Raw genomic sequence first — 17,901 nt, 5'->3', positions numbered from 1 at the left:
TGTCCTGCGATGACTGACACCGTGCGGGAGCGCCCCGACTGGCAGACCTGGCCGAACCTGATCTCGCTGTTCCGGCTGCTGCTGATCCCGGTGTTCGTGTGGCTCGTCGTCGCCGGACACCCCGGCTGGGCGCTCGTCGCGCTCGTCGTCATCGGGGTGAGCGACTGGGCGGACGGCTTCATCGCGCGCAAGTTCGACCAGGGCTCGAAGCTCGGCAAGGCGATCGACCCCGTCGCCGACCGACTGGCGATCATCGCGATCGTGCTGTCGCTCGTGCTGACCGGGCTGCTGCCGTGGTGGGTCGTCGCCGTCGTGGTGCTCGTCGACCTGGTGCTCGTCGTGCTCTCGAGCGTGCTGTTCCACGGCAACCCGGACCTCGACGTCACGTGGACCGGCAAGATCCGGTCGGCGCTGCTCTTCGTCGGGCTGCCGGTGCTGCTGTTCTCCGCGGTGCACACCGTCGACGAGAACGCGCCGTGGGTCCGCGTCGTCGCCCTCGTGTTCGTCTACCTCGGGACCGCCGGGCACGTGCTGGCGGGCGTCCAGTACGCGCTCGCGATGTTCGCGAAGCGGCGCGAGGTGTCGGCCGCGCGCTGACGCCGGCCGCGCGCTGACGCCTGCCGCGCGCTGACGCCGGCCGCGCGCTGCGCCGGCCGTTCGCCGGCGGCGGCCGCGCGCTGACGCCTGCCGTTCGCACAAGCAAAACCCGCCCGAGCCACGTGATCGCGTGGTTCGGGCGGGTTTCGGTTGTGCGGGAGCAGCTAGAGCTTCGTCGTGCCGCCGATGCCGGGACCCTCGGGAGCGGTCGACGGCGCCACGTGCGCACCGCCACCGGTGTTCGCGGGCACGCCGTTCTGCGAGCGGAGCAGGTCGCGGATCTCGAGCAGCACCTCGACGTCGGTCGGCGGGACGTCCTGCGGCGTCTGCTCCTCGTCGTTCTTGACCCGCTCGAACGCGACCTTCTTGAGGTGGTTCACGGGGAGCACGAGGGCGAAGTACACGACGGCCGCGACGATGACGAAGTTGATCACCGCGCCGATCACCGAGCCGAACATCAGGGTCGCCGGCTTGCCGCCCGCCACGGTCGGGATGTCGACCTTGAGCGCGTCGTCGAGGCTCGACGCGTTGAACACCGCGCCGATCGCCGGGTTGATGATCGCATTCACGATGACGGTCACGATGGCGGTGAACGCTGCACCGATGACGACTGCGACGGCCAGGTCGATGACGTTGCCGCGGAGCAGGAACTCCTTGAAGCCCTTCACGGGACTCCTTCCGGGTCGAGGACGGCCGCCGGACGGCGACCCCATCAACCTACCGAGGAGTCCGGACCCCGGTCAGGACCCGGCGGGCTTCGGCGTGGTCGAGGCAGCGGGCTTCGCGGCTGCGGGCTTCGACTCGGTCTTCGCCGGCGTCGAGGACGACGACTCCGACGAGCCGGACGAGCCCGACGAGCCGGACGACTCCGACGAGCCCTTCGGCGCCGCCCGGGAATCGGTCCGGTAGAAGCCGCCCCCGTTGAACGTCACCCCGACCGGCGAGAAGACCTTGCGCAGCACGCCGCCGCACGCCGGGCACTCGGTGAGCGTGGCGTCGGAGAACGACTGCTTGATGTCGAAGGCGTTGCCGCACTCCGTGCAGCGGTACGAGTAGGTGGGCACCCTAGCTCCGGAAGGTGATGATGCGCGACGGCGTGATGATGCCGTCGACGGGTTCGTCGTGGGTCTCGCGCGGGACCTCGTCGAGGTACTCCGCGTCGAAGATCACAGCATAGACGGGCGGGCGGTTCGCCATCGACCCGAGCGTCTTGTCGTAGTAGCCGCGTCCCCAGCCCATCCGGACGCCGTCGTGTCCCACCGCGGCGGCGGGGGCGAGGATCGCGTCGACGTCGTTGATCGCGAGGGGGGAGAGCACCTCGCCGACGACCTCGGGCACGCCGGCCAGTCCCTCGGCCTCGGAGGCGCCGTCGCCGACCGCCCAGTCGAGCAGGCCGTCCTCGCGGGTGATCGGCAGGAGCACCCGGATGCCGTGCTCGAACGCCCAGTTCAGGAACGGGCGGACGTCGGGTTCCTCGGGTGCGGAGAGGTACAGCGCGATCGACTCGACCTGGCGCTCCTCGGCGAAGCGCTGCAGGGTCGCGGTGAGCGCCGCGGTGTCGGTCTCGCGTTCGGTCGTGGTCCGGGTGCGCCGCCGCTGCCGGAGCTCGGCTCGCAGGGCGCGCTTCTCGTTCCCGAGATCGGCGATCATGCCGAGGAGTCTACCGAGGGCACGTCTTGCGGCTTTCCGCCGCCGAGCGCGAGAAGCCGTGTCCTCCGTAGCGACGACATGCCCCCTCCAGGGGTCATCCGATACCGTCCAGGCATGGGCTTCCAGATTTCGAAGGCCGTGATCCCCGCCGCAGGCCTGGGCACGCGCTTCCTCCCCGCCACCAAGGCGATGCCGAAGGAGATGCTCCCCGTCGTCGACAAGCCGGCCATCCAGTACGTGGTGGAAGAGGCCGTCGGCGCAGGGCTCACCGACGTGCTGATGATCACGGGCCGCAACAAGAACGCGCTCGAGAACCACTTCGACCACGTGTCCGAGCTCGAGGAGACCCTCAAGAAGAAGGGCGACCACGAGAAGCTGCAGAAGGTGAACCAGTCCACGGACCTCGCCGACATGCACTACGTCCGCCAGGGCGACCCGCTGGGCCTCGGCCACGCCGTGCTCCGCGCCAAGATGCACGTCGGCCGCGAGCCGTTCGCCGTGCTCCTCGGTGACGACATCATCGACGCCCGCGACCCGCTGCTCAAGCGCATGATCGAGGTCCAGGGCGAGAAGAACGCCACCGTCGTCGCCCTGCTCGAGGTCCCGGAGTCGCAGACCCACCTCTACGGCATCGCCACGGTCGAGGAGACCGACACCGACGACGTCGTGAAGATCACCGGCCTCGTCGAGAAGCCCCCGCAGGGCGAGGCACCCTCGAACCTGGCCATCATCGGCCGCTACGTCATCCGTCCCGAGGTCTTCGACGTCCTCGAGAAGCAGGAGCCGGGCAAGGGCGGCGAGATCCAGCTGACCGACGCGCTCATGAAGATGGCGAACGCGGAGGAGTGGACCGGCGGCGTGTACGGCGTCGTGTTCCGTGGACGCCGGTACGACACCGGTGACAAACTCGACTACATCAAGGCGATCGTCCAGCTCGCCTCGGACCGCGAAGACCTCGGCCCCGACCTCAAGTCGTGGCTCAAGGAGTTCAACGCGGGCGAATAGACGACCCGTCGCCGAACGGGTCCGGGGAACACCCCCGGGCCCGTTCGACGCTCCCGGAGGAACCAGCGCGATGACGACGATCCCGACCCTGTCCCACGGGCGGGTCACCATCCGGCCCCTCCGACTCCGCGACACCCGCGACCTCGACGTCGCCCTCGCGAGCAACCGCTCGTGGCTCCGCACGTGGGAGGCCACGAACCCCTCCGGTCACGTCTCCACCGACGTCCGCGGCAGCATCCGCGCGCTCCAGGCCAACGCCCGCGCGGGGCTCGGGCTCCCGTTCGCGATGGAGCTCGACGGCCGCTTCGTCGGGCAGCTCAACGTCTCCGGCATCACGTACGGCTCCCTGGCCAGTGCCTCGATCGGCTACTGGGTCGTCGAGGACGCCGCCGGCCACAACGTCACGCCGATCGCCGTCGCGATGGCGGTGGACCACTGCTTCCGCGTGGTCGGCATCCACCGCATCGAGATCTGCATCCGTCCCGAGAACGCCCCGTCGCTGCGGGTGGTCGAGAAGCTCGGCTTCCGGTACGAGGGGCTCCGCCGCCGCTACATCCACATCAACGGCGACTGGCGCGACCACTTCTGCTTCGCCCTCGTCGCGGAAGAGGTCCGCGAGGGCGTCCTCGAACGCTGGGTCCGCGGCCAGGTCCCGCCGGGCGTCGGTTCGGTCCCGCTCGCGGCACGCGACGAGGCCGCGATGCCGCTGCACACCACGCCCCGCGTCTGACCCGCGGGTCCGGTCCGTCCGGGCGGCCCGGGAGGCGCGGCTCGCCCCCGGCGATTTCGTCACGACACGCGCAACACGCGTCCGGCAATCACCGGCCGGGGGAACGCCCACCCCTACCGTGTCCCCATGGCAGGTATCGGCTCCTGGGGCGGCGGCATCGTCCTGCTCATCGCGGCCGTGCTCTGGCTCGTCTACCTCATGCCGTCCTGGGCGGCTCGTCGGCAGTACCTCGCCACCGAGCGGAACGCGATCCGGCTGCAGCAGACCCTCCGCATCCTCGCGCAGACCGCCGAGCTGCCGGACGAGGTCCGCATCGAGATGAACGCGAAGTCCCTCGCCGAGGCCCAGCGGGTCGCGAAGTCTGAGGAGGCGAAGCGCACCGCGATCGTCCGCGCCCACGAGGCGGCCCGGCAGCGGGAGATCACCCGTCGACTGGCCGAGCAGGCACCCGTGCTCGAGCGGGCCTCGGCGGTCCCCGCACTCACCGCGATGCGCATGCGTCGGTCCCGACTGGGGGCGACCCTGCTCGGCACGCTCGGCCTCGTCGTCGCGGTCGTCGTGTTCGTCGCGGCCCCCGCCGCCTGGCTCGTCGGTGTCGCCGGCCTCGTCGCCGCCGGTGGGTCCGCAGTGGTCCTCGCCCAGCTGCACCAGGTGGCGAAGGCGCGGAAGGCCCGGACCGCGACGGTCGTGCCGGAGTCGAGCCGCGCCTCCAGGCCCGCGAGCGAGTGGACGGACCCGGCGCCGCCGTTGTCGACCGAGCAGCCCGCCGAGCCCGCTCATGACCGCAGCTGGACGCCGAACCGCGTCCCGAAGCCGCTGTACGTCGAACGCCCGAAGGTCCCGGCGGCCACGCCGGAGTCCTCGGCGGAGCTCGCCGCCCGCCTGAAGGAGCGGGTCGCCGCGGCCAAGGCGGAAGCCGAGGCCGAGGCGGCCGCGATCCGGGCCGCCGAGACCGACCCGTCGCTCGCGCGGGTGTCGCCCATGCGCCCGGACGTCGAGGAGGCCGTCGCGTCGCTCTCCGCGCACGACCAGGGGCGGCTCGCCGAACGGCTGGGCCTGCGCGCGCCGGCCGGCACGGGAACCCCCGTCGCCCAGGCCGCTCCCGCTCCGGAACCCGCTGCTCCCGCCGCATCCCCGGCGCCGCCGAGCAAGTGGGCCGGCATGGGTGTCCTCGGCGAGGACGCGTACGAGCAGGCGGACCTCGATGCCATCATGCGTCGCCGCCGCGCCGTCTGATCGCTCGATTTCGGATCGGGCCGACGCGGGTGCTAGTGTGGACGCGTTCTCGGGGCTATGGCGCAGTTGGTAGCGCGTCTCGTTCGCAATGAGAAGGTCAGGGGTTCGAATCCCCTTAGCTCCACTCCGAGACGAAGGCCACCCGATCGGGTGGCCTTCGTCGTTCCCGGGGCGGGCCCGGGTCAGCCGGGGACGCTCTCCGTCAGGATCCCGGCCTGGGCGAGCTCGCCGTGGATCGCGTTGGCGGCCTGCTCGAAGGCCCGGTTGCCGCGCGAGATGCCGAGCGCACCGCCCTTGAGCGCCGACTTGCCGGCACCGCGCAGGAGCCGCGCGACCGTCCGACCGTCCGGCGTGACCATGATCTGGACGTCGAGGCGGGTGTGGAAGGTCCGGTCGTTCGCCATGCCGCCGATGAGCAGCGTGAGGCCCATGCTGCCGCGGGTGGCGCGGAGGGCTCCCTGGTCGCCGTCGTCGACGGTGTAGCCCTCGCGGACGAGTGCGCCGCGGACGACTGCGCGGACGTGGTCGGGGGCGGCTGCGACGAAGAAGTCGTGGCTCTCGGGCATGGGTGGTCTGATCCTCTCGACGGTGGTTCCTGCCAGAGATCATGCCGTGTCGTCGCCTACCCTGGGAAGCACCATGACTGCTTCCCTGACGCGCCGCTCCCTGCTGTCCCTCGCCGGCGTGACCGGCATCGGGCTCGCCGTCGCCGCGTGCTCGTCGGGGGACGGCGGAACGGGCAAGGCGTCCGGCGGCGGCACGAGCAACGGTGGCGGTTCGTCCACGCCCACCGCGAAGCCCGTCGCGAAGTCGCTCAGCCCTGCGCAGGTCCCGCTCGCCGGCGGTGTGACGATCACCGTCGCCGGCTCCGGGCTGGCAGCGGTCACGGGCGTCACGGTCGGGGGCATCGCCGCGCGGGACGTCAAGGCGACCGCCACGAAGGTGACCTTCACGGCACCGCACCAGGCGATGTACACGGCGGGTTCGGCGGACGTCGCGCTCTTCACGACCGCGATCGAGCCGTCACCGTCCGCCAACCAGTCCTCGGACGGCAACGGCAGCGCCGCGAACGACGGGCAGACCGGGGCGACGCAGGACTCCGCGACGGCCACGCCCACACCGACCACCGCGCCCGTCCCGGACGCCTCGACGGCGGTCGCGACCTCGACCCTGGCCTACGCGGCACTGACCGACGTCGACCGGCAGCTCGAGTACGCGATGGCGCACTGGAAGGACTACAACCTCGCCGAGTACGGCACCATGAACCCGATCGGTGGCGACTGCGCGAACTACGTGTCGCAGACCTTGATCGCCCGCGGCTGGCAGCAGCGCTCCGACTGGTACAACCGCTCGGCCGGGGCGGAGCACTCGGCGACGTGGACCTACTGCCCGACGATGGACCCGTGGCTGACCGCGAACGCCGCGGAGTTCGGGCTCACCCGCCGCTCCCTCGACGAACGCGACAAGGTCAAGGTCGGCGACATCGTGTTCTACGACTGGAACGACAACGACTCGCCGGACCACACCACGATCGTGTCCGAGGTGTTCACCGAGCCGGACGGCACGGTCCGCATCAAGTCGGCGAGCCACAACCAGGACGGGCCGTACCGCGACCTCGACGAGATGATCACCGTGCAGCACCCGGGCGGGACCGCCTGGTTCCACACGTTCGACGCGTAGCGCCGGAGCGCCCCGGGGGTTCGGGTGCCTGGCGGTGCTCGCAGCCGGTTCGGCGGGGCAGCGCACAACGAAAGTGCGCTCGAACCACGGCGACCCCCGGCGCGGAGTGACTTTGGTTGTGCGACCCGCGCCGCGCCGGGCCGCGCCGCGCCGGGCCGCGCCGCTCGTCACGGGTACCCGAGGAACCAGAGCAGCACGACGGCGACCGGCTGCAGGCACACGCCCACGACGAGCCACACGATCGCCCGCCGCCGCGTCCGCACGAACGCGTCCGACCCGAGCAGCGGCGCCGTCGGCATGAGCAACCGGGGCAGGGACTGCTGGGGCAGGAACACCGCCACGAGGTACAGCGCGTACGCCGCCGTGAACGCCCACACGTCCACCCCGAGGGCACGGACCGACCTCCGCGTCCAGAACCACACCGCCCCCGCGAGCACGGCGACCACGAGCACGATCCCGAGCGGCCCGAGCCACGTCCCCGCCATCGTGAACCACGGCGTGAGCGGCGCGAAGTGCTGCCGCCCCACGAACCCCACCCACCACGACAGTTCGGTGTCGAGGTAGGCGTTCGGACGACCCGTCACGGCCGAGGCGATCACCGGCCACGCCAGCCCCGCCGCAGCCACCACCAGCCCCGACACGACGATCGCCACGGCGTCCCGCACCGGGAGCGCCCGACGCTCCTGCACCCACCGCACGACGAGGTGCACCGCGAGCGCCACGGCCAACGCCAGCACGCCCGGCTTCGTGAACGCGGCCACGAGCCCGAGCGGCGCGACCAGCCAGTAGCGCCGACGGACGAGCGCCAGCAGCGCCCCGAACAGCAGCAGCAGGAACGTGCTCTCGGCGTAGGCCACCTGCAGCAGGAACGCGGTCGGACCGAACGCGAACAGCGCCGTCGCCCACCGCGCGCGGTGCGGGCAGCCCACGGCGAGCACCAGCCGGTAGAGCAGCACGCACGCCCCGGCCCCGGCGAGCGTGGCGACGAGCACGCCCGCGACCCAGAACGACCCGCCCGTCAGCGGCATGACCGCGCGCACGAGCGTCGGGAACACCGGCAGGAACGCCCAGGCGTTCGGGAGGACGTGCCCCGAGCCGTCGAGCGGCAGCGTCGTCGGGTACCCGTGCTCCGCGATGATCCGGTAGAAGGACGCGTCCCACGACCCCGAGAACGTGAAGAAGGACGGATCGCGTCGGGACGACGCGAACGGCCAGCCGTTCGCCGTCGCCACGGCGTAGACCGTCGCGAGCAGGACCGTGCTGACCACGCGCGAGGCCAGCCACAGGAGCAGGGGAGTGGTCCAGCCGCTGTGCCGCGCCTCCAGGGCCGGCCTGGAGGCGCGGCTCGTCTCCCCGGCGCTCGTCACCGCCCGATCCTCGCACGTCCACGGCATGCGGCCGGTGTCCGCAAGGCGTACGCTTCCAGCCTCGGTGAGGGCCCGCGGCGTTGCATGGTCGGCGTTCCCTGGAAGACGCAACCACCGGAGGCACCATGCCGTTCATCACCGTCGGAGCCGAGAACGGGCACGACATCGACCTGCACTACGACGACTTCGGATCGGGCGACCCGGTCGTCCTCATCCACGGCTGGCCCCTGTCCGGCCGCTCGTGGGAGGGCCAGATCCCGGCCCTCGTCGAGGCCGGGCACCGGGTCGTCGCGTACGACCGTCGTGGCTTCGGGCAGTCGTCGCAGCCGTGGGGCGGGTACGACTACGACACGTTCGCCGCCGACCTCGACACACTGCTCGACCAGCTCGGGCTGACCGAGGTCACGCTGATCGGGTTCTCGATGGGTGGCGGTGAGCTCGCGCGCTACGTGTCCACCTACGGCACGGGCCGGGTGAAGAAGCTCGTGTTCGCGAGCGCGGTGCCGCCGTACCTCTGGAAGTCCGACGACAACCCCGACGGCGGGGTCGACCAGGACCTCGCGGACTGGTTCTCGAACGGGATCACCGGGGACCGCCCCGCGTTCCTGCACGAGTTCGTCGACCTGTTCTACACGGCGGGCAAGCCCTCGCTCGTGAACAAGCCCCTGGTGTCGGGCGACCAGCGCGCGTACGACCTCGCGATCGCCGAGCTCGCATCGCCGAAGGGCACGCTCGACTGCACCGTCGCGTTCGCCACGACGGACTTCCGCGACGACCTCACCAAGGTCGACGTGCCGACGCTCGTGATCCACGGCGACTCCGACGGCATCGTGCCGTTCGAGGTGTCCGGCAAGCGGACGGCTGCGGCGATCCCGAACGCGCAGACCCACGTCATCGAGGGCGGACCGCACGGGGTGCTGGCATCGCACAAGGACGAGTGGAACGAGGCGGTCCTGCGGTTCCTCGCCTCCTGATCCGCGCCTCCTGATCCGCGCCGAGACGCCGCGTCGGTCGCGCACCGATCTCCGCGTCTCGTGAGCAGCAATGGTCGGGTCCGTTCGTCGGACCCGACCATTCCTGCTCACCGAGGACGTGCCTCCCGGCTCCTGCGTCGCGTCAGCGACCGGTGACCGCGCGCCGGATCTGCTCGATCGGCACCTTCGGGGTGCGGTCCGCGTTCAGCAGGCCGTTCGTCTCCTGCATCGTGTCCGTGAGCTGCGTGTAGCAGGACCCGGCGAGGAACGAACTCGCACGGATCGCGTCGTACAGCGCCGTGATCCGGGCGATCCAGTCGTCGCCGTCGGCCGCGGTCGTGTAGCCCCAGCCGTCCTCGCGCTGGGCGCCGGGCTGGTAGTTCACGCCGCCGAACTCGGTGAGCATGACCGGCTGACCGCGGTCGACCGCCCCACCGACCAGCACCCAGCGGTCGGACGGGCCCATGCCGTGGAACAGTGCCGTGCGCGCCGCGTCATCGGCGTAGGTCGCCGCGAGCCGGGGCCCGTCGCCCTCGTAATCGTGGATCGTGATGATGTCCGAGTCCGGGTGCTCCCACCCGTCGTTCGAGATCACCGGCCGTGTCGGGTCGATCGCCCGCGTGACGTCGGCCAACGACCGCGCGTAGGCCTGCTGCGCGGGGTCGGTCGCGATGTGCTGCACGCCCCAGCTCTCGTTCGCCGGGACCCACGTGACGATCGACGGGTGCGAAGCGTCGCGCTCGACGGCGTCCATCCACTCGCGCATCAGCCGCTGCACGGCCCGCGGCGAGAACGCGTACGCACCCGGCGCCTCACCCCACACGAGGATGCCGAGCCGGTCCGCCCAGTAGAGGAAGCGCGGGTCCTCGATCTTCTGGTGGTTGCGTGCGGCGTTGAAGCCGAGCTCCTTGATGAGCTCGACCTCGCGGCGGAGCGCCTCGCGGGAGGGGGCTGCGATGTGCGAGTCCGGCCAGTACCCCTGGTTGAGGACGCTGCGGACGTCGTAGCTCCGGCCGTTGAGGAGGAACGCGCCACCGTCGACGCCGACGGTGCGCACGCCGAAGTAGGACGCGACGGCGTCGATCGGGGTCGGGTCGCTGCCGGATCCCAGCAGGGTGACCGTGGCGTCGACGAGCCGCGGCGCCTCCGGCGACCAGTGCAGCTCGTCCTCGGCCTGGCCGTTCGCCTGCCGGGCGATCGGGACGAGCACGTCGAACTCGTTCGCCGTCGCACCGAGCGTGGTCTCGATCGTCGCGAGGTGTTCGTCGCGCTCGTCCCAGCGGGCGTCGACGCGGAGGCGCTCGCCGCCGGTCCGGGCCCCGGCGAGCCGGACGGTCAGGCGGAGCGTCTGGTGGTCGAGGTTGGTCCAGCGGAGGTACTCGATCGACGTGGTCGGCACGGCCTCGAGCCAGACGGTCTGCCAGATGCCGGTGGTGCGGCGGTACCAGATGGCGTGCGGGTCCTCGTGCCAGTCCTGCTTGCCGCGGGGCTGGGTGAGGTCGTGCGGGTCGTCCTCGGCGCGGACGACGAGGGTGTGCACGGCGTCGGTGCCGCCGGCGGCGGTGGCGGTGTCGGTGGTGGTCAGGACGTCGGTCACGTCGAACGAGAACGGCGTGTGGCCGCCCTCGTGCTCGCCGACGAACTGCCCGTCGATCCAGACCCGGGCGCGGTGGTCCACCGCGCCGAAGTGCAGCAGGAGCCGGGGTGCTGCGTCGCCGTGTCCGGCGGCCTCGAGCTCGGCGCGGCCGATGGTGCGGGAGTACCAGACGACGGGGTGGAAGCCGGGCTCGTCGATGCCCGACGCGACGGACTCGGGCGGGAACGGGACGACGATGTCCCGCGCGTCCGGGAAGCCGGTCCGCCAGGCGGGGTCGTCGCCGTCGTTGCGGAAGGACCACGTGCCGTCGAGGTCGGCCCAGTGCGGGCGGAGCATCTGCGGCCGGGGGTACGTGCCGTCCTGCCGGGAGGCGAGCGGGAGGGCCTGCGGGGAAGCGGTGTCAGGTGCGGCGACGATGCCGTCGAGCGTGCTCATGCCTCCATGCTGGCGCGGCTGGTACATCGTTGTAAAGAGCGCGGCAACGATTCCGGGCGAGTGCCCGCCCGGCATGTCAGGCGATCGCGGCGTCCCGCGTCAGGACCATGACGTCCATGCGCCCCTGCTGCACGGTCTCGCCCCGCTGGTTCCGGAGCGACACCGTCCGCTCGACGATGCCCGTCGTCCCGGAGCTCGTCAGCCGCGTCGACAGGATCTCGACCTCGCACGTCAGGGTGTCCCCGATGAACACCGGCGCCGTGAAGCGCCACTGGTCGATGCCGAGCAGCGCGACGGCCGAGCCCTCGAACACCCCGGTGCGGGCGATCAGCCCGAGGCAGAGCGAGGTGCCGAGCAGCCCGTGCACGACCCGCTGGCCGTAGCGGGTCCTGGCGGCGAACTCGACGTCGGTGTGGACCTGGTTGTTGTCGTTCGTCCACGAGGCGAACGACACGACGTCCGCCTCGGTGATGGTCCGGCCCGGGGTCGTGAAGGTCTGTCCGGCGGCGAGGTCTTCGAGGTAGTGCGGCACCCGGTCATCCTCGCAGACCGGTCGCCACGCGCGACCGCAGGCGGGCGACGAGGTGCTCGGCCCGGTCCCGCTCGCGCTCGACGACGGCGTGCTCGGTCGTGGCGAGGACCCCGGCGCCGAACGTGTCCGCCCCGCTCCTCGCCGCGAGGGTCGCCAGCTCCCGGTGGGCCGCGGTGGCGTGCGCCGCGTCGAGCACCTCGCCGAGGCCGTCCTGGACCCGCCGCAGCAACCCGAGGCGCCGCTTCCCGAGGTCCGTCGCCTCGTCGGCGGCCTGCAGGGCGTAGCGCAGCCGCCGCGCCGCCTTCCGGACCTCGTGCAGGTCGTCGAGCGTCTCGGTGCCGCCGTCGATCGCCTTCGCGACCCGCTTCCGCTCGCGCGCGATCCGGCGGACGGTGAACGCCTGGGCGTCGTCGTCGGCGTGCGGTCCCCGCGGCACCCGGGCGACGAGGTCGTCGAGGCGGTCCAGTGCCCGGAACCACGTCGCCGAGCGCAGGGTGTGTCGGAGGTCGGCGGCCGCCGCCGCGCGGGACTCGGCGACGTGCGCACCGATCCGGTCGAGGGTCTCGGCGTCGACGAAGCCCTCGGGAGCGCGGCCGGCCGTGCGGAGCAACCGGTCGCGCAGGACCTCGGCGTCGCGGGCGACGCCGGCCACCCGCGAGACCTCGGCCAGTTCGGCGCGCAGGGGTTCGGTGGCGTCGCGGTCGAGGGCGCCGCGGTACGCGGCCAGCACGCTCCGCAGCCGACGGAGGACCTTCCGGAGGTCGTGCACCGACCCGTGCTCGTCGGCACGCACCCTCGGGTCGACCGCGACGAGGTCGGCGCGCAACGACCGGAGCACCGCTCGCAGGGCAGCGGCCGCGGAGCCCCGTCGTGGGCGTGCCGCCGAACCCTTCCGACGCTCGGGGTCGGCACGGAGCCCACGGTGCCCTGCCCCGTCACCAGCGCGCCCGGCCCCGCCCCGGGCGCCACCACCCGCCCCGGGTTCCGCCGCGTCCGCCAGTGCCCGTTCCGCAGCCCGGGACACCGTCCCGCCCCGCCCGTCGTCGCTCAGCGCCCACCACGGAGCCGACCGGAGCACCGCGGCGTCGGGCTCGCCCTCGTCCACACGGACGTCGGCCACCTCAGCGCGGAGCCGCCCGTCCCGCCCACGCAGCTCGACGAGGGTCGTCACCGTGTCCCGCACCCGGACGACCCGGACCGGGCGGCCGCGCAGGAAGACCTCGACCACGTCGCGCGGTACGTGGTCCGCATCCTGGTCGTCGTCGCCGCCGTCGAGGTCCGGGGACACCTCGACCGGCCCGTCACCGCGGTCGACGCTCCACCCGGCGTCCGACCGGAGGAGCTCGACGCCCTCGGCCGCGAGGACCCGGTCGTCGGTGTCCCACAGGTGCTCGCGCAGCACCACGGGACCGTGCCGGTGGACGCGGTCGGCGAAGGGTTCGAGGGCGGGCAGTCGCCGGTCGTCGGCGATGCGCCACGTGCGACGGGGGTCGGTGCGGCCGAGCGGCTCCGGGTGCGGGGTCTGCATGCCGTCAGTGTCGTCCGCCGCGGGGCCCTCGTCACCGGGCCTGCCGCGTTCTGTGGACGCCGCACCCGGAACGACGCCCTGTGGAGGACAGCGGACGACCCGAACCCAGCGCCCCACGACCCCAGCGCCCAGCGCCCCACGCCCCACGCCCCACGACCCAGCGCACCACCCTCAGCCCCCGGCGCGTACGGTTCGCCCCATGAGCGACGAGGCACCCGTCCCCGCCCCCGGCGAGCCCACCGACCGCACCCTCGAGGGCTGGATCGCCCACCAGCGCTGGTACACGGCGAAGGGCTCCACCCCGCAGCTGCGCACCCTCGCGCAGCCCGCCGGTACCCGCCTCGTCCTCGACGACGCCCCGACCGGCCCCGTCCTCTACCAGGCGCCGGTCAGCCCCGACGCGACCGGGACCGTGCACGACGCGACCGCCGATCCGGACTGGATCCGGTCCCTCGCCGCGCGCATCGACGCCGACGACGAGAGTCTCGTCCCGATCGGCACCGTCCGGCGGTCCCGGGTGCTCAGCGGCGAACAGTCGAACACCTCGGTGATCTGCGAGACGGACACCGGCGCCGAGGTCATCGTGAAGGTCTTCCGCGTGCTGCACCACGGCGACAACCCGGACGTCACCACGCAGCTCGCCCTCTCGGCCGCGGGCAGCGCCCGGGTGCCGCGCGTGTACGGTGCGCTCCGCGGGAGCTGGCCGGACCCGGGGCGCTCCGACGGCACCGCGAGCGGGCACCTCGCCTTCGCCCAGGAGTTCCTGCCGGGGCTGCAGGACGCCTGGCGCGTGGCGCTCGGCGACGCCCGCGAGGGCATCCCCTTCGCATCCGACGCCGAGCGGCTCGGGCTCGCGCTCGCCGAGGTGCACCGCACCCTCGCCGAGGCCCTGCCGACCGAGCCCGCCGACGACGACCGCCGTGCCGCCGCGATCGCGACGATGCACGGCCGGCTCGACGCCGCGGCACGCGAGGCCCCGGCGATCGCCCCGCACGTCGACGCCGTCCGTGCGGTCTACGCCCGGGCCGCGGACGCCGACTGGCCCGATCTCCAGCGCATCCACGGCGACCTGCACCTCGGACAGGTGCTCGCCGCTCCGGAACCCCGCGGCTGGGTCTTCCTCGACTTCGAGGGCGAGCCGCTCCGCCCGCTCACCGAGCGCTCCCTGCCGGACGTCACGCTCCGGGACGTCGCCGGCATGCTGCGCTCGTTCGACTACGTCCAGGGTTCCCTCGCCCAGGACGCCGAACCCGTCGACGCGGGGGAGTGGGCGCAGGACGCCCGGTCGGCGTTCCTCGACGGCTACCAGCAGGGGACGGGATCGGACCTGCGTGCCCACCGGGAACTGCTCGACGCGTTCGAACTCGACAAGGCCGTCTACGAGGTCGTCTACGAGACCCGGAACCGTCCCGACTGGGTCGGCATCCCGCTCGCCGCGGTCACGCGCCTGGTCGCGCGCAGCGCGGCCTGACCGACGGACCGAGGGCTGCGGCCCTGGACGGGACCGGATGACGGACGGGAGGCGCGGGGGCCCCCCGCCCCCCCCCCCCCCGCCCGGGGCCGGGGCCCGGGGGGCCCCCCCCCCGGCCCGGGGGGGGGGGCCCGGGGGGGGGCCGGGTGGCGGGCGGGGGGGGGGGGGCCCCCCCGCCCCCGCGCCTCCCGTCCGTCATCGGGTGACGCCCGTCAGTTGACGGGTCCGGTGTACTTCTCACCCGGGCCGGCACCCGGCGCGTCCTGGATGCTCGACGCCTCGCGGAACGCGAGCTGCACCGAACGGAGCCCGTCGCGCAGCGGGCGGGCGTGGTGGTCCCCGATCTCCGTCGCCGCGGCGGTGACGAGCCCCGCGAGCGCCGTGATGAGCTTGCGCGCCTCGTCGAGGTCCGTCTGCTGCTCGGGGTCGTCCGCGAGACCCACCTTGACGGCGGCCGCGCTGAGGAGGTGCACCGCCACGGTGTTGATGAGTTCGACGGCCGGCACCTCCGAGATGTCGCGGGCGGCCTCGTCGGGCTCGGGGGAAGGGGTGTCGGTCACGGTGCTCCTCTGCTAGACTCGTCCGCGGCAGATGCTGTCAGTGTGCCCGGACTCGTGCGAACGAGGCCGATCACTCCCGCAGCGTCACGAAAGAGGAGTCTCTCCCACCCGCGGCCGCGCACCACAGGCTACCGGGTCCACACCGCTCCACCGGCGTCCGCGTCGGTCGGCCGTCCCGCAGGGGTCGGCGTCGTGCGGCTGCCGAACGGGTCACGATCCGTGCGTCAGATCTCCTCTCTCGTGCCGTCGTCCAGGGCAAACGCCCCGGACGGCCACCACCTGATTGAAGGAGCTCCGCATTCCCGATCCCCGTACCAACGACCGAATCCGCGTCCCCGAGGTCCGACTCGTCGGCCCCCAGGGCGAGCAGGTCGGCGTTGTCCCCATCGCCGTCGCACTGCGCCTCGCGCAGGAAGCCGAGCTGGATCTGGTCGAGGTCGCGCCGAACTCGAAGCCGCCCGTGGCGAAGATCATGGACTACGGCAAGTTCAAGTACGAGGCCGCTCAGAAGGCCAAGGAAGCGCGTCGCAACCAGGTGAACACGGACCTCAAGGAAGTCCGTTTCCGCCTGAAGATCGACGTGCACGACTACGAGACGAAGCGCAAGCGCGCCGAGGGCTTCCTCCTCGGTGGCGACAAGGTGAAGGCGATGATCCTCTTCCGTGGTCGCGAGCAGTCGCGTCCGGAGCAGGGTGTCCGTCTCCTCCAGAAGTTCGCCGAGGAGATCGCCGAGTTCGGTGTCGTCGAGTCGCGTCCGACCCAGGACGGCCGCAACATGACGATGATCATCGCCCCGCTCAAGAACAAGTCCGACGTCAAGGGCGAGCAGAACGCCAAGCGCGCTGCTCAGAAGGCCGAGCGTCGTGCGTCGGAGCACGCTGCGAAGGGCAAGGACGAGACCACCGACGTGGCTCCCGAGCCCGCGCAGGCCGAAGCTCCCGCCGAATAGGTCCCACCGACCGATCCCGCAACGACGCGGCTCCCCATCCATCCCACGGAAAGGCACCACCATGCCCAAGCAGAAGACCCACTCCGGGTCGAAGAAGCGCTTCAAGGTCACCGGTAGCGGCAAGATCATGAAGCAGCAGGCCGGTATGCGTCACAACCTCGAGGTCAAGAGCGCCAAGCGCAAGGCCCGCCTCAACGAGGACCAGGTCCTCGCCAAGGCTGACGCGAAGAACGTCAAGAAGCTCCTCGGCCACTGAGCCCCGCAGAACGTAAAGGAATAGATCAATGGCACGAGTAAAGAGAGCGGTCAACGCCGCCAAGAAGCGCCGCGTCATCCTCGAGCGCGCCGAGGGCTACCGCGGTCAGCGTTCGCGTCTGTACCGCAAGGCCAAGGAGCAGGTCACCCACTCCCTCGTCTACGCGTACCGCGACCGTCACGCGAAGAAGGGCGAGTTCCGTCGCCTCTGGATCCAGCGCATCAACGCCGCGTCGCGTGCGAACGGCCTGACCTACAACCGCCTCATCCAGGGCCTCGGCCTTGCCGGCGTCGAGGTCGACCGTCGCATCCTCGCGGACCTCGCGGTGAACAACCCCGAGACGTTCGCGGCGCTCGTCGAGACCGCCAAGAAGGCGCTCCCTGCCGACACCTCGGCCCCGAAGGCTGCGTAGTCAGTTCTTCTGCTCGCGAAACCCCCGCCGGTCCGGCGGGGGTTTCGTCGTTCCTAGACTTGTCCCGTGAGCGATCTCCTCGAGAACCCCAAGGCCGGCCGAGTCCGTGCCGTCGCAGCGCTGTCGAAGAAGGACGTGCGCGCCGACACGGGCCTGTTCCTGCTCGAAGGGCCGCAGGCGGTGCGTGAGGCGATCGAGTACCGTCCGGAGCTCCTCCGCGAGCTCTACGTGACCCCGACGGCGGCCGCGCGCTACGGCCTCGACGACGCGCCGGTCGACACGTGGTTCGTGACCGAACAGGTCCTCGACGCGATGGCGGACACGGTGACGCCGCAGGGCGTCGTCGCGGTGTGCCAGCAGTTCCCGACGTCGGTGAAGGACGTCTTCCCCGACGCCGGTGCCGCCCAGGAGGCGCGTGGCGGCCTGCCGGGGATCGTCGCCATCCTCGAAGAGGTGCGTGATCCGGGCAACGCCGGCACCATCATCCGTGCGGCCGACGCCGCCGGCGCCGACGCGGTGGTCCTCACCGGGCGCAGCGTCGACCCGTACAACCCGAAGGTCGTGCGGTCGACCACGGGCTCGCTCTTCCACGTGCCGGTGTCGGTGGGCGTGACGCTCGCCGACGCGGTGTCCCGTGCCCGGGGCCTCGGGTACACGATCCTGGCCGCCGACGTCTCGGGCGACGACCTGCCCGAGGTCCGCGCCGACGGCATGCTCGACGGTCCGACCGCGTGGGTGTTCGGCAACGAGGCACGTGGTCTGACCACCGAGGACCTCGCCCTCGTCGACCGCGCCGTGAAGGTACCGATCTACGGCAAGGCGGAGTCGATGAACCTCGCGACCGCGGCGTCCGTCTGCCTGTACGAGTCGGCGTTCGCGCAGCGCACGGCTCGTCCCTCCACAGGCGACTGACCAGGGGACT

Annotated in this window: 20 protein-coding genes and 1 tRNA gene; 12 read left to right on the top strand and 9 right to left on the bottom strand. The window is 72.1% G+C overall.

Annotated elements, in window-relative coordinates; genetic code table 11:
• Positions 1 to 9 precede the first annotated feature (9 nt).
• Positions 10 to 597 carry a CDP-alcohol phosphatidyltransferase family protein gene (locus ACIPEP_RS05480; protein WP_402716708.1) on the top strand — a complete coding sequence of 196 codons (588 nt, stop codon included), beginning with the start codon at positions 10 to 12 and terminating at the stop codon, positions 595 to 597.
• A 164-nt stretch (positions 598 to 761) separates the two neighbouring features.
• Here ACIPEP_RS05480 and mscL read toward each other — a convergent pair whose 3' ends face one another.
• The 3 genes from mscL to ACIPEP_RS05465 all read right to left on the bottom strand — a co-directional run bounded on the left by mscL (position 762) and on the right by ACIPEP_RS05465 (position 2,247).
• Positions 762 to 1,265 carry a large conductance mechanosensitive channel protein MscL gene (gene mscL / locus ACIPEP_RS05475; protein ID WP_070417867.1) on the bottom strand — a complete coding sequence of 168 codons (504 nt, stop codon included), beginning with the start codon at positions 1,263 to 1,265 and terminating at the stop codon, positions 762 to 764.
• 72 nt (positions 1,266 to 1,337) lie between these two features.
• Positions 1,338 to 1,661, bottom strand: coding sequence for an FmdB family zinc ribbon protein (locus ACIPEP_RS05470; RefSeq protein WP_070417868.1), 324 nt, complete (start codon positions 1,659 to 1,661; stop codon positions 1,338 to 1,340).
• Position 1,662: 1 nt separating this feature from the next.
• A complete protein-coding gene (locus ACIPEP_RS05465; protein WP_402716707.1) occupies positions 1,663 to 2,247 on the bottom strand; it encodes a 5-formyltetrahydrofolate cyclo-ligase in 585 nt (194 codons plus the stop codon).
• 114 nt (positions 2,248 to 2,361) lie between these two features.
• Here ACIPEP_RS05465 and galU point away from each other — a divergent pair, with 114 nt between their 5' ends.
• The 4 genes from galU to ACIPEP_RS05445 all read left to right on the top strand — a co-directional run bounded on the left by galU (position 2,362) and on the right by ACIPEP_RS05445 (position 5,342).
• On the top strand, positions 2,362 to 3,252 hold the full coding sequence (gene galU / locus ACIPEP_RS05460; RefSeq protein WP_022907539.1) for a UTP--glucose-1-phosphate uridylyltransferase GalU: 891 nt from the start codon (positions 2,362 to 2,364) through the stop codon (positions 3,250 to 3,252).
• A 70-nt stretch (positions 3,253 to 3,322) separates the two neighbouring features.
• A complete protein-coding gene (locus ACIPEP_RS05455) occupies positions 3,323 to 3,982 on the top strand; it encodes a GNAT family N-acetyltransferase (protein WP_070417871.1) in 660 nt (219 codons plus the stop codon).
• 126 nt (positions 3,983 to 4,108) lie between these two features.
• Positions 4,109 to 5,218 (top strand): hypothetical protein, encoded by a 1,110-nt coding sequence (locus ACIPEP_RS05450; protein WP_402716706.1) that lies wholly within the window; start codon positions 4,109 to 4,111, stop codon positions 5,216 to 5,218.
• Positions 5,219 to 5,269: 51 nt separating this feature from the next.
• Positions 5,270 to 5,342, top strand: a tRNA-Ala gene (locus ACIPEP_RS05445).
• Between the two features lie 58 nt (positions 5,343 to 5,400).
• Here ACIPEP_RS05445 and ACIPEP_RS05440 read toward each other — a convergent pair.
• Positions 5,401 to 5,784 (bottom strand): hypothetical protein, encoded by a 384-nt coding sequence (locus tag ACIPEP_RS05440; protein ID WP_402716705.1) that lies wholly within the window; start codon positions 5,782 to 5,784, stop codon positions 5,401 to 5,403.
• Positions 5,785 to 5,857: 73 nt separating this feature from the next.
• On the opposite strand from ACIPEP_RS05440, the gene ACIPEP_RS05435 reads away from it, so the two are divergent.
• On the top strand, positions 5,858 to 6,898 hold the full coding sequence (locus ACIPEP_RS05435) for an amidase domain-containing protein (protein ID WP_402716704.1): 1,041 nt from the start codon (positions 5,858 to 5,860) through the stop codon (positions 6,896 to 6,898).
• Between the two features lie 167 nt (positions 6,899 to 7,065).
• Here ACIPEP_RS05435 and ACIPEP_RS05430 read toward each other — a convergent pair whose 3' ends face one another.
• Positions 7,066 to 8,265: a hypothetical protein gene (locus ACIPEP_RS05430; protein ID WP_402716703.1), complete on the bottom strand. Its 1,200-nt coding sequence runs from the start codon at positions 8,263 to 8,265 to the stop codon at positions 7,066 to 7,068.
• Between the two features lie 125 nt (positions 8,266 to 8,390).
• On the opposite strand from ACIPEP_RS05430, the gene ACIPEP_RS05425 reads away from it, so the two are divergent.
• Entirely contained in the window at positions 8,391 to 9,239 is an 849-nt protein-coding gene (locus tag ACIPEP_RS05425) for an alpha/beta fold hydrolase (protein WP_071295813.1), read from the top strand.
• 142 nt (positions 9,240 to 9,381) lie between these two features.
• Here ACIPEP_RS05425 and ACIPEP_RS05420 read toward each other — a convergent pair whose 3' ends face one another.
• The 3 genes from ACIPEP_RS05420 to ACIPEP_RS05410 all read right to left on the bottom strand — a co-directional run bounded on the left by ACIPEP_RS05420 (position 9,382) and on the right by ACIPEP_RS05410 (position 13,331).
• Positions 9,382 to 11,271, bottom strand: coding sequence for a glycoside hydrolase family 2 protein (locus tag ACIPEP_RS05420; RefSeq protein ID WP_402716702.1), 1,890 nt, complete (start codon positions 11,269 to 11,271; stop codon positions 9,382 to 9,384).
• Between the two features lie 76 nt (positions 11,272 to 11,347).
• Positions 11,348 to 11,803: a MaoC/PaaZ C-terminal domain-containing protein gene (locus ACIPEP_RS05415; RefSeq protein WP_070417876.1), complete on the bottom strand. Its 456-nt coding sequence runs from the start codon at positions 11,801 to 11,803 to the stop codon at positions 11,348 to 11,350.
• A 4-nt stretch (positions 11,804 to 11,807) separates the two neighbouring features.
• On the bottom strand, positions 11,808 to 13,331 hold the full coding sequence (locus ACIPEP_RS05410) for a CHAD domain-containing protein (protein WP_402716701.1): 1,524 nt from the start codon (positions 13,329 to 13,331) through the stop codon (positions 11,808 to 11,810).
• A gap of 199 nt (positions 13,332 to 13,530) precedes the next feature.
• Between ACIPEP_RS05410 and ACIPEP_RS05405 the strand changes: the two genes are divergently transcribed.
• Positions 13,531 to 14,802, top strand: a complete 1,272-nt coding sequence (locus tag ACIPEP_RS05405; RefSeq protein WP_402716700.1) for a phosphotransferase — start codon at positions 13,531 to 13,533, stop codon at positions 14,800 to 14,802.
• Positions 14,803 to 15,014: 212 nt separating this feature from the next.
• Here ACIPEP_RS05405 and ACIPEP_RS05400 read toward each other — a convergent pair whose 3' ends face one another.
• Positions 15,015 to 15,362 (bottom strand): DUF1844 domain-containing protein, encoded by a 348-nt coding sequence (locus ACIPEP_RS05400; protein WP_071295810.1) that lies wholly within the window; start codon positions 15,360 to 15,362, stop codon positions 15,015 to 15,017.
• A 283-nt stretch (positions 15,363 to 15,645) separates the two neighbouring features.
• On the opposite strand from ACIPEP_RS05400, the gene infC reads away from it, so the two are divergent.
• The 4 genes from infC (at position 15,646) to ACIPEP_RS05380 (ending at position 17,891) form a co-directional block, all read left to right on the top strand.
• On the top strand, positions 15,646 to 16,311 hold the full coding sequence (gene infC, locus ACIPEP_RS05395) for a translation initiation factor IF-3 (protein ID WP_070417880.1): 666 nt from the start codon (positions 15,646 to 15,648) through the stop codon (positions 16,309 to 16,311).
• A gap of 61 nt (positions 16,312 to 16,372) precedes the next feature.
• The gene (gene rpmI, locus ACIPEP_RS05390; RefSeq protein WP_022903519.1) at positions 16,373 to 16,567 is read left to right on the top strand and encodes a 50S ribosomal protein L35; all 195 of its coding nucleotides are present in this window, start codon (positions 16,373 to 16,375) and stop codon (positions 16,565 to 16,567) included.
• A gap of 28 nt (positions 16,568 to 16,595) precedes the next feature.
• A complete protein-coding gene (rplT, locus tag ACIPEP_RS05385) occupies positions 16,596 to 16,979 on the top strand; it encodes a 50S ribosomal protein L20 (RefSeq protein WP_022908516.1) in 384 nt (127 codons plus the stop codon).
• 66 nt (positions 16,980 to 17,045) lie between these two features.
• Positions 17,046 to 17,891: an RNA methyltransferase gene (locus ACIPEP_RS05380; RefSeq protein WP_070417881.1), complete on the top strand. Its 846-nt coding sequence runs from the start codon at positions 17,046 to 17,048 to the stop codon at positions 17,889 to 17,891.
• Positions 17,892 to 17,901 lie beyond the last annotated feature (10 nt).

Origin of the sequence: Curtobacterium sp. NPDC087082, assembly GCF_044745045.1 — a bacterium.
In the GTDB taxonomy this organism is placed as follows: Bacteria; Actinomycetota; Actinomycetes; order Actinomycetales; family Microbacteriaceae; genus Curtobacterium.
This window is presented reverse-complemented; position numbering and strand designations above follow the sequence as displayed.

Coding starts and splice junctions, on each gene's coding strand:
- ACIPEP_RS05480 (WP_402716708.1), top strand. CDS start 10: ATGACTGACACCGTGCGGGAGCGCCCCGACTGGCAGACCTGGCCGAAC.
- ACIPEP_RS05465 (WP_402716707.1), bottom strand. CDS start 2,247: ATGATCGCCGATCTCGGGAACGAGAAGCGCGCCCTGCGAGCCGAGCTC.
- galU (WP_022907539.1), top strand. CDS start 2,362: ATGGGCTTCCAGATTTCGAAGGCCGTGATCCCCGCCGCAGGCCTGGGC.
- ACIPEP_RS05455 (WP_070417871.1), top strand. CDS start 3,323: ATGACGACGATCCCGACCCTGTCCCACGGGCGGGTCACCATCCGGCCC.
- ACIPEP_RS05450 (WP_402716706.1), top strand. CDS start 4,109: ATGGCAGGTATCGGCTCCTGGGGCGGCGGCATCGTCCTGCTCATCGCG.
- ACIPEP_RS05440 (WP_402716705.1), bottom strand. CDS start 5,784: ATGCCCGAGAGCCACGACTTCTTCGTCGCAGCCGCCCCCGACCACGTC.
- ACIPEP_RS05435 (WP_402716704.1), top strand. CDS start 5,858: ATGACTGCTTCCCTGACGCGCCGCTCCCTGCTGTCCCTCGCCGGCGTG.
- ACIPEP_RS05425 (WP_071295813.1), top strand. CDS start 8,391: ATGCCGTTCATCACCGTCGGAGCCGAGAACGGGCACGACATCGACCTG.
- ACIPEP_RS05420 (WP_402716702.1), bottom strand. CDS start 11,271: ATGAGCACGCTCGACGGCATCGTCGCCGCACCTGACACCGCTTCCCCG.
- ACIPEP_RS05410 (WP_402716701.1), bottom strand. CDS start 13,331: ATGCAGACCCCGCACCCGGAGCCGCTCGGCCGCACCGACCCCCGTCGC.
- ACIPEP_RS05405 (WP_402716700.1), top strand. CDS start 13,531: ATGAGCGACGAGGCACCCGTCCCCGCCCCCGGCGAGCCCACCGACCGC.
- rpmI (WP_022903519.1), top strand. CDS start 16,373: ATGCCCAAGCAGAAGACCCACTCCGGGTCGAAGAAGCGCTTCAAGGTC.
- rplT (WP_022908516.1), top strand. CDS start 16,596: ATGGCACGAGTAAAGAGAGCGGTCAACGCCGCCAAGAAGCGCCGCGTC.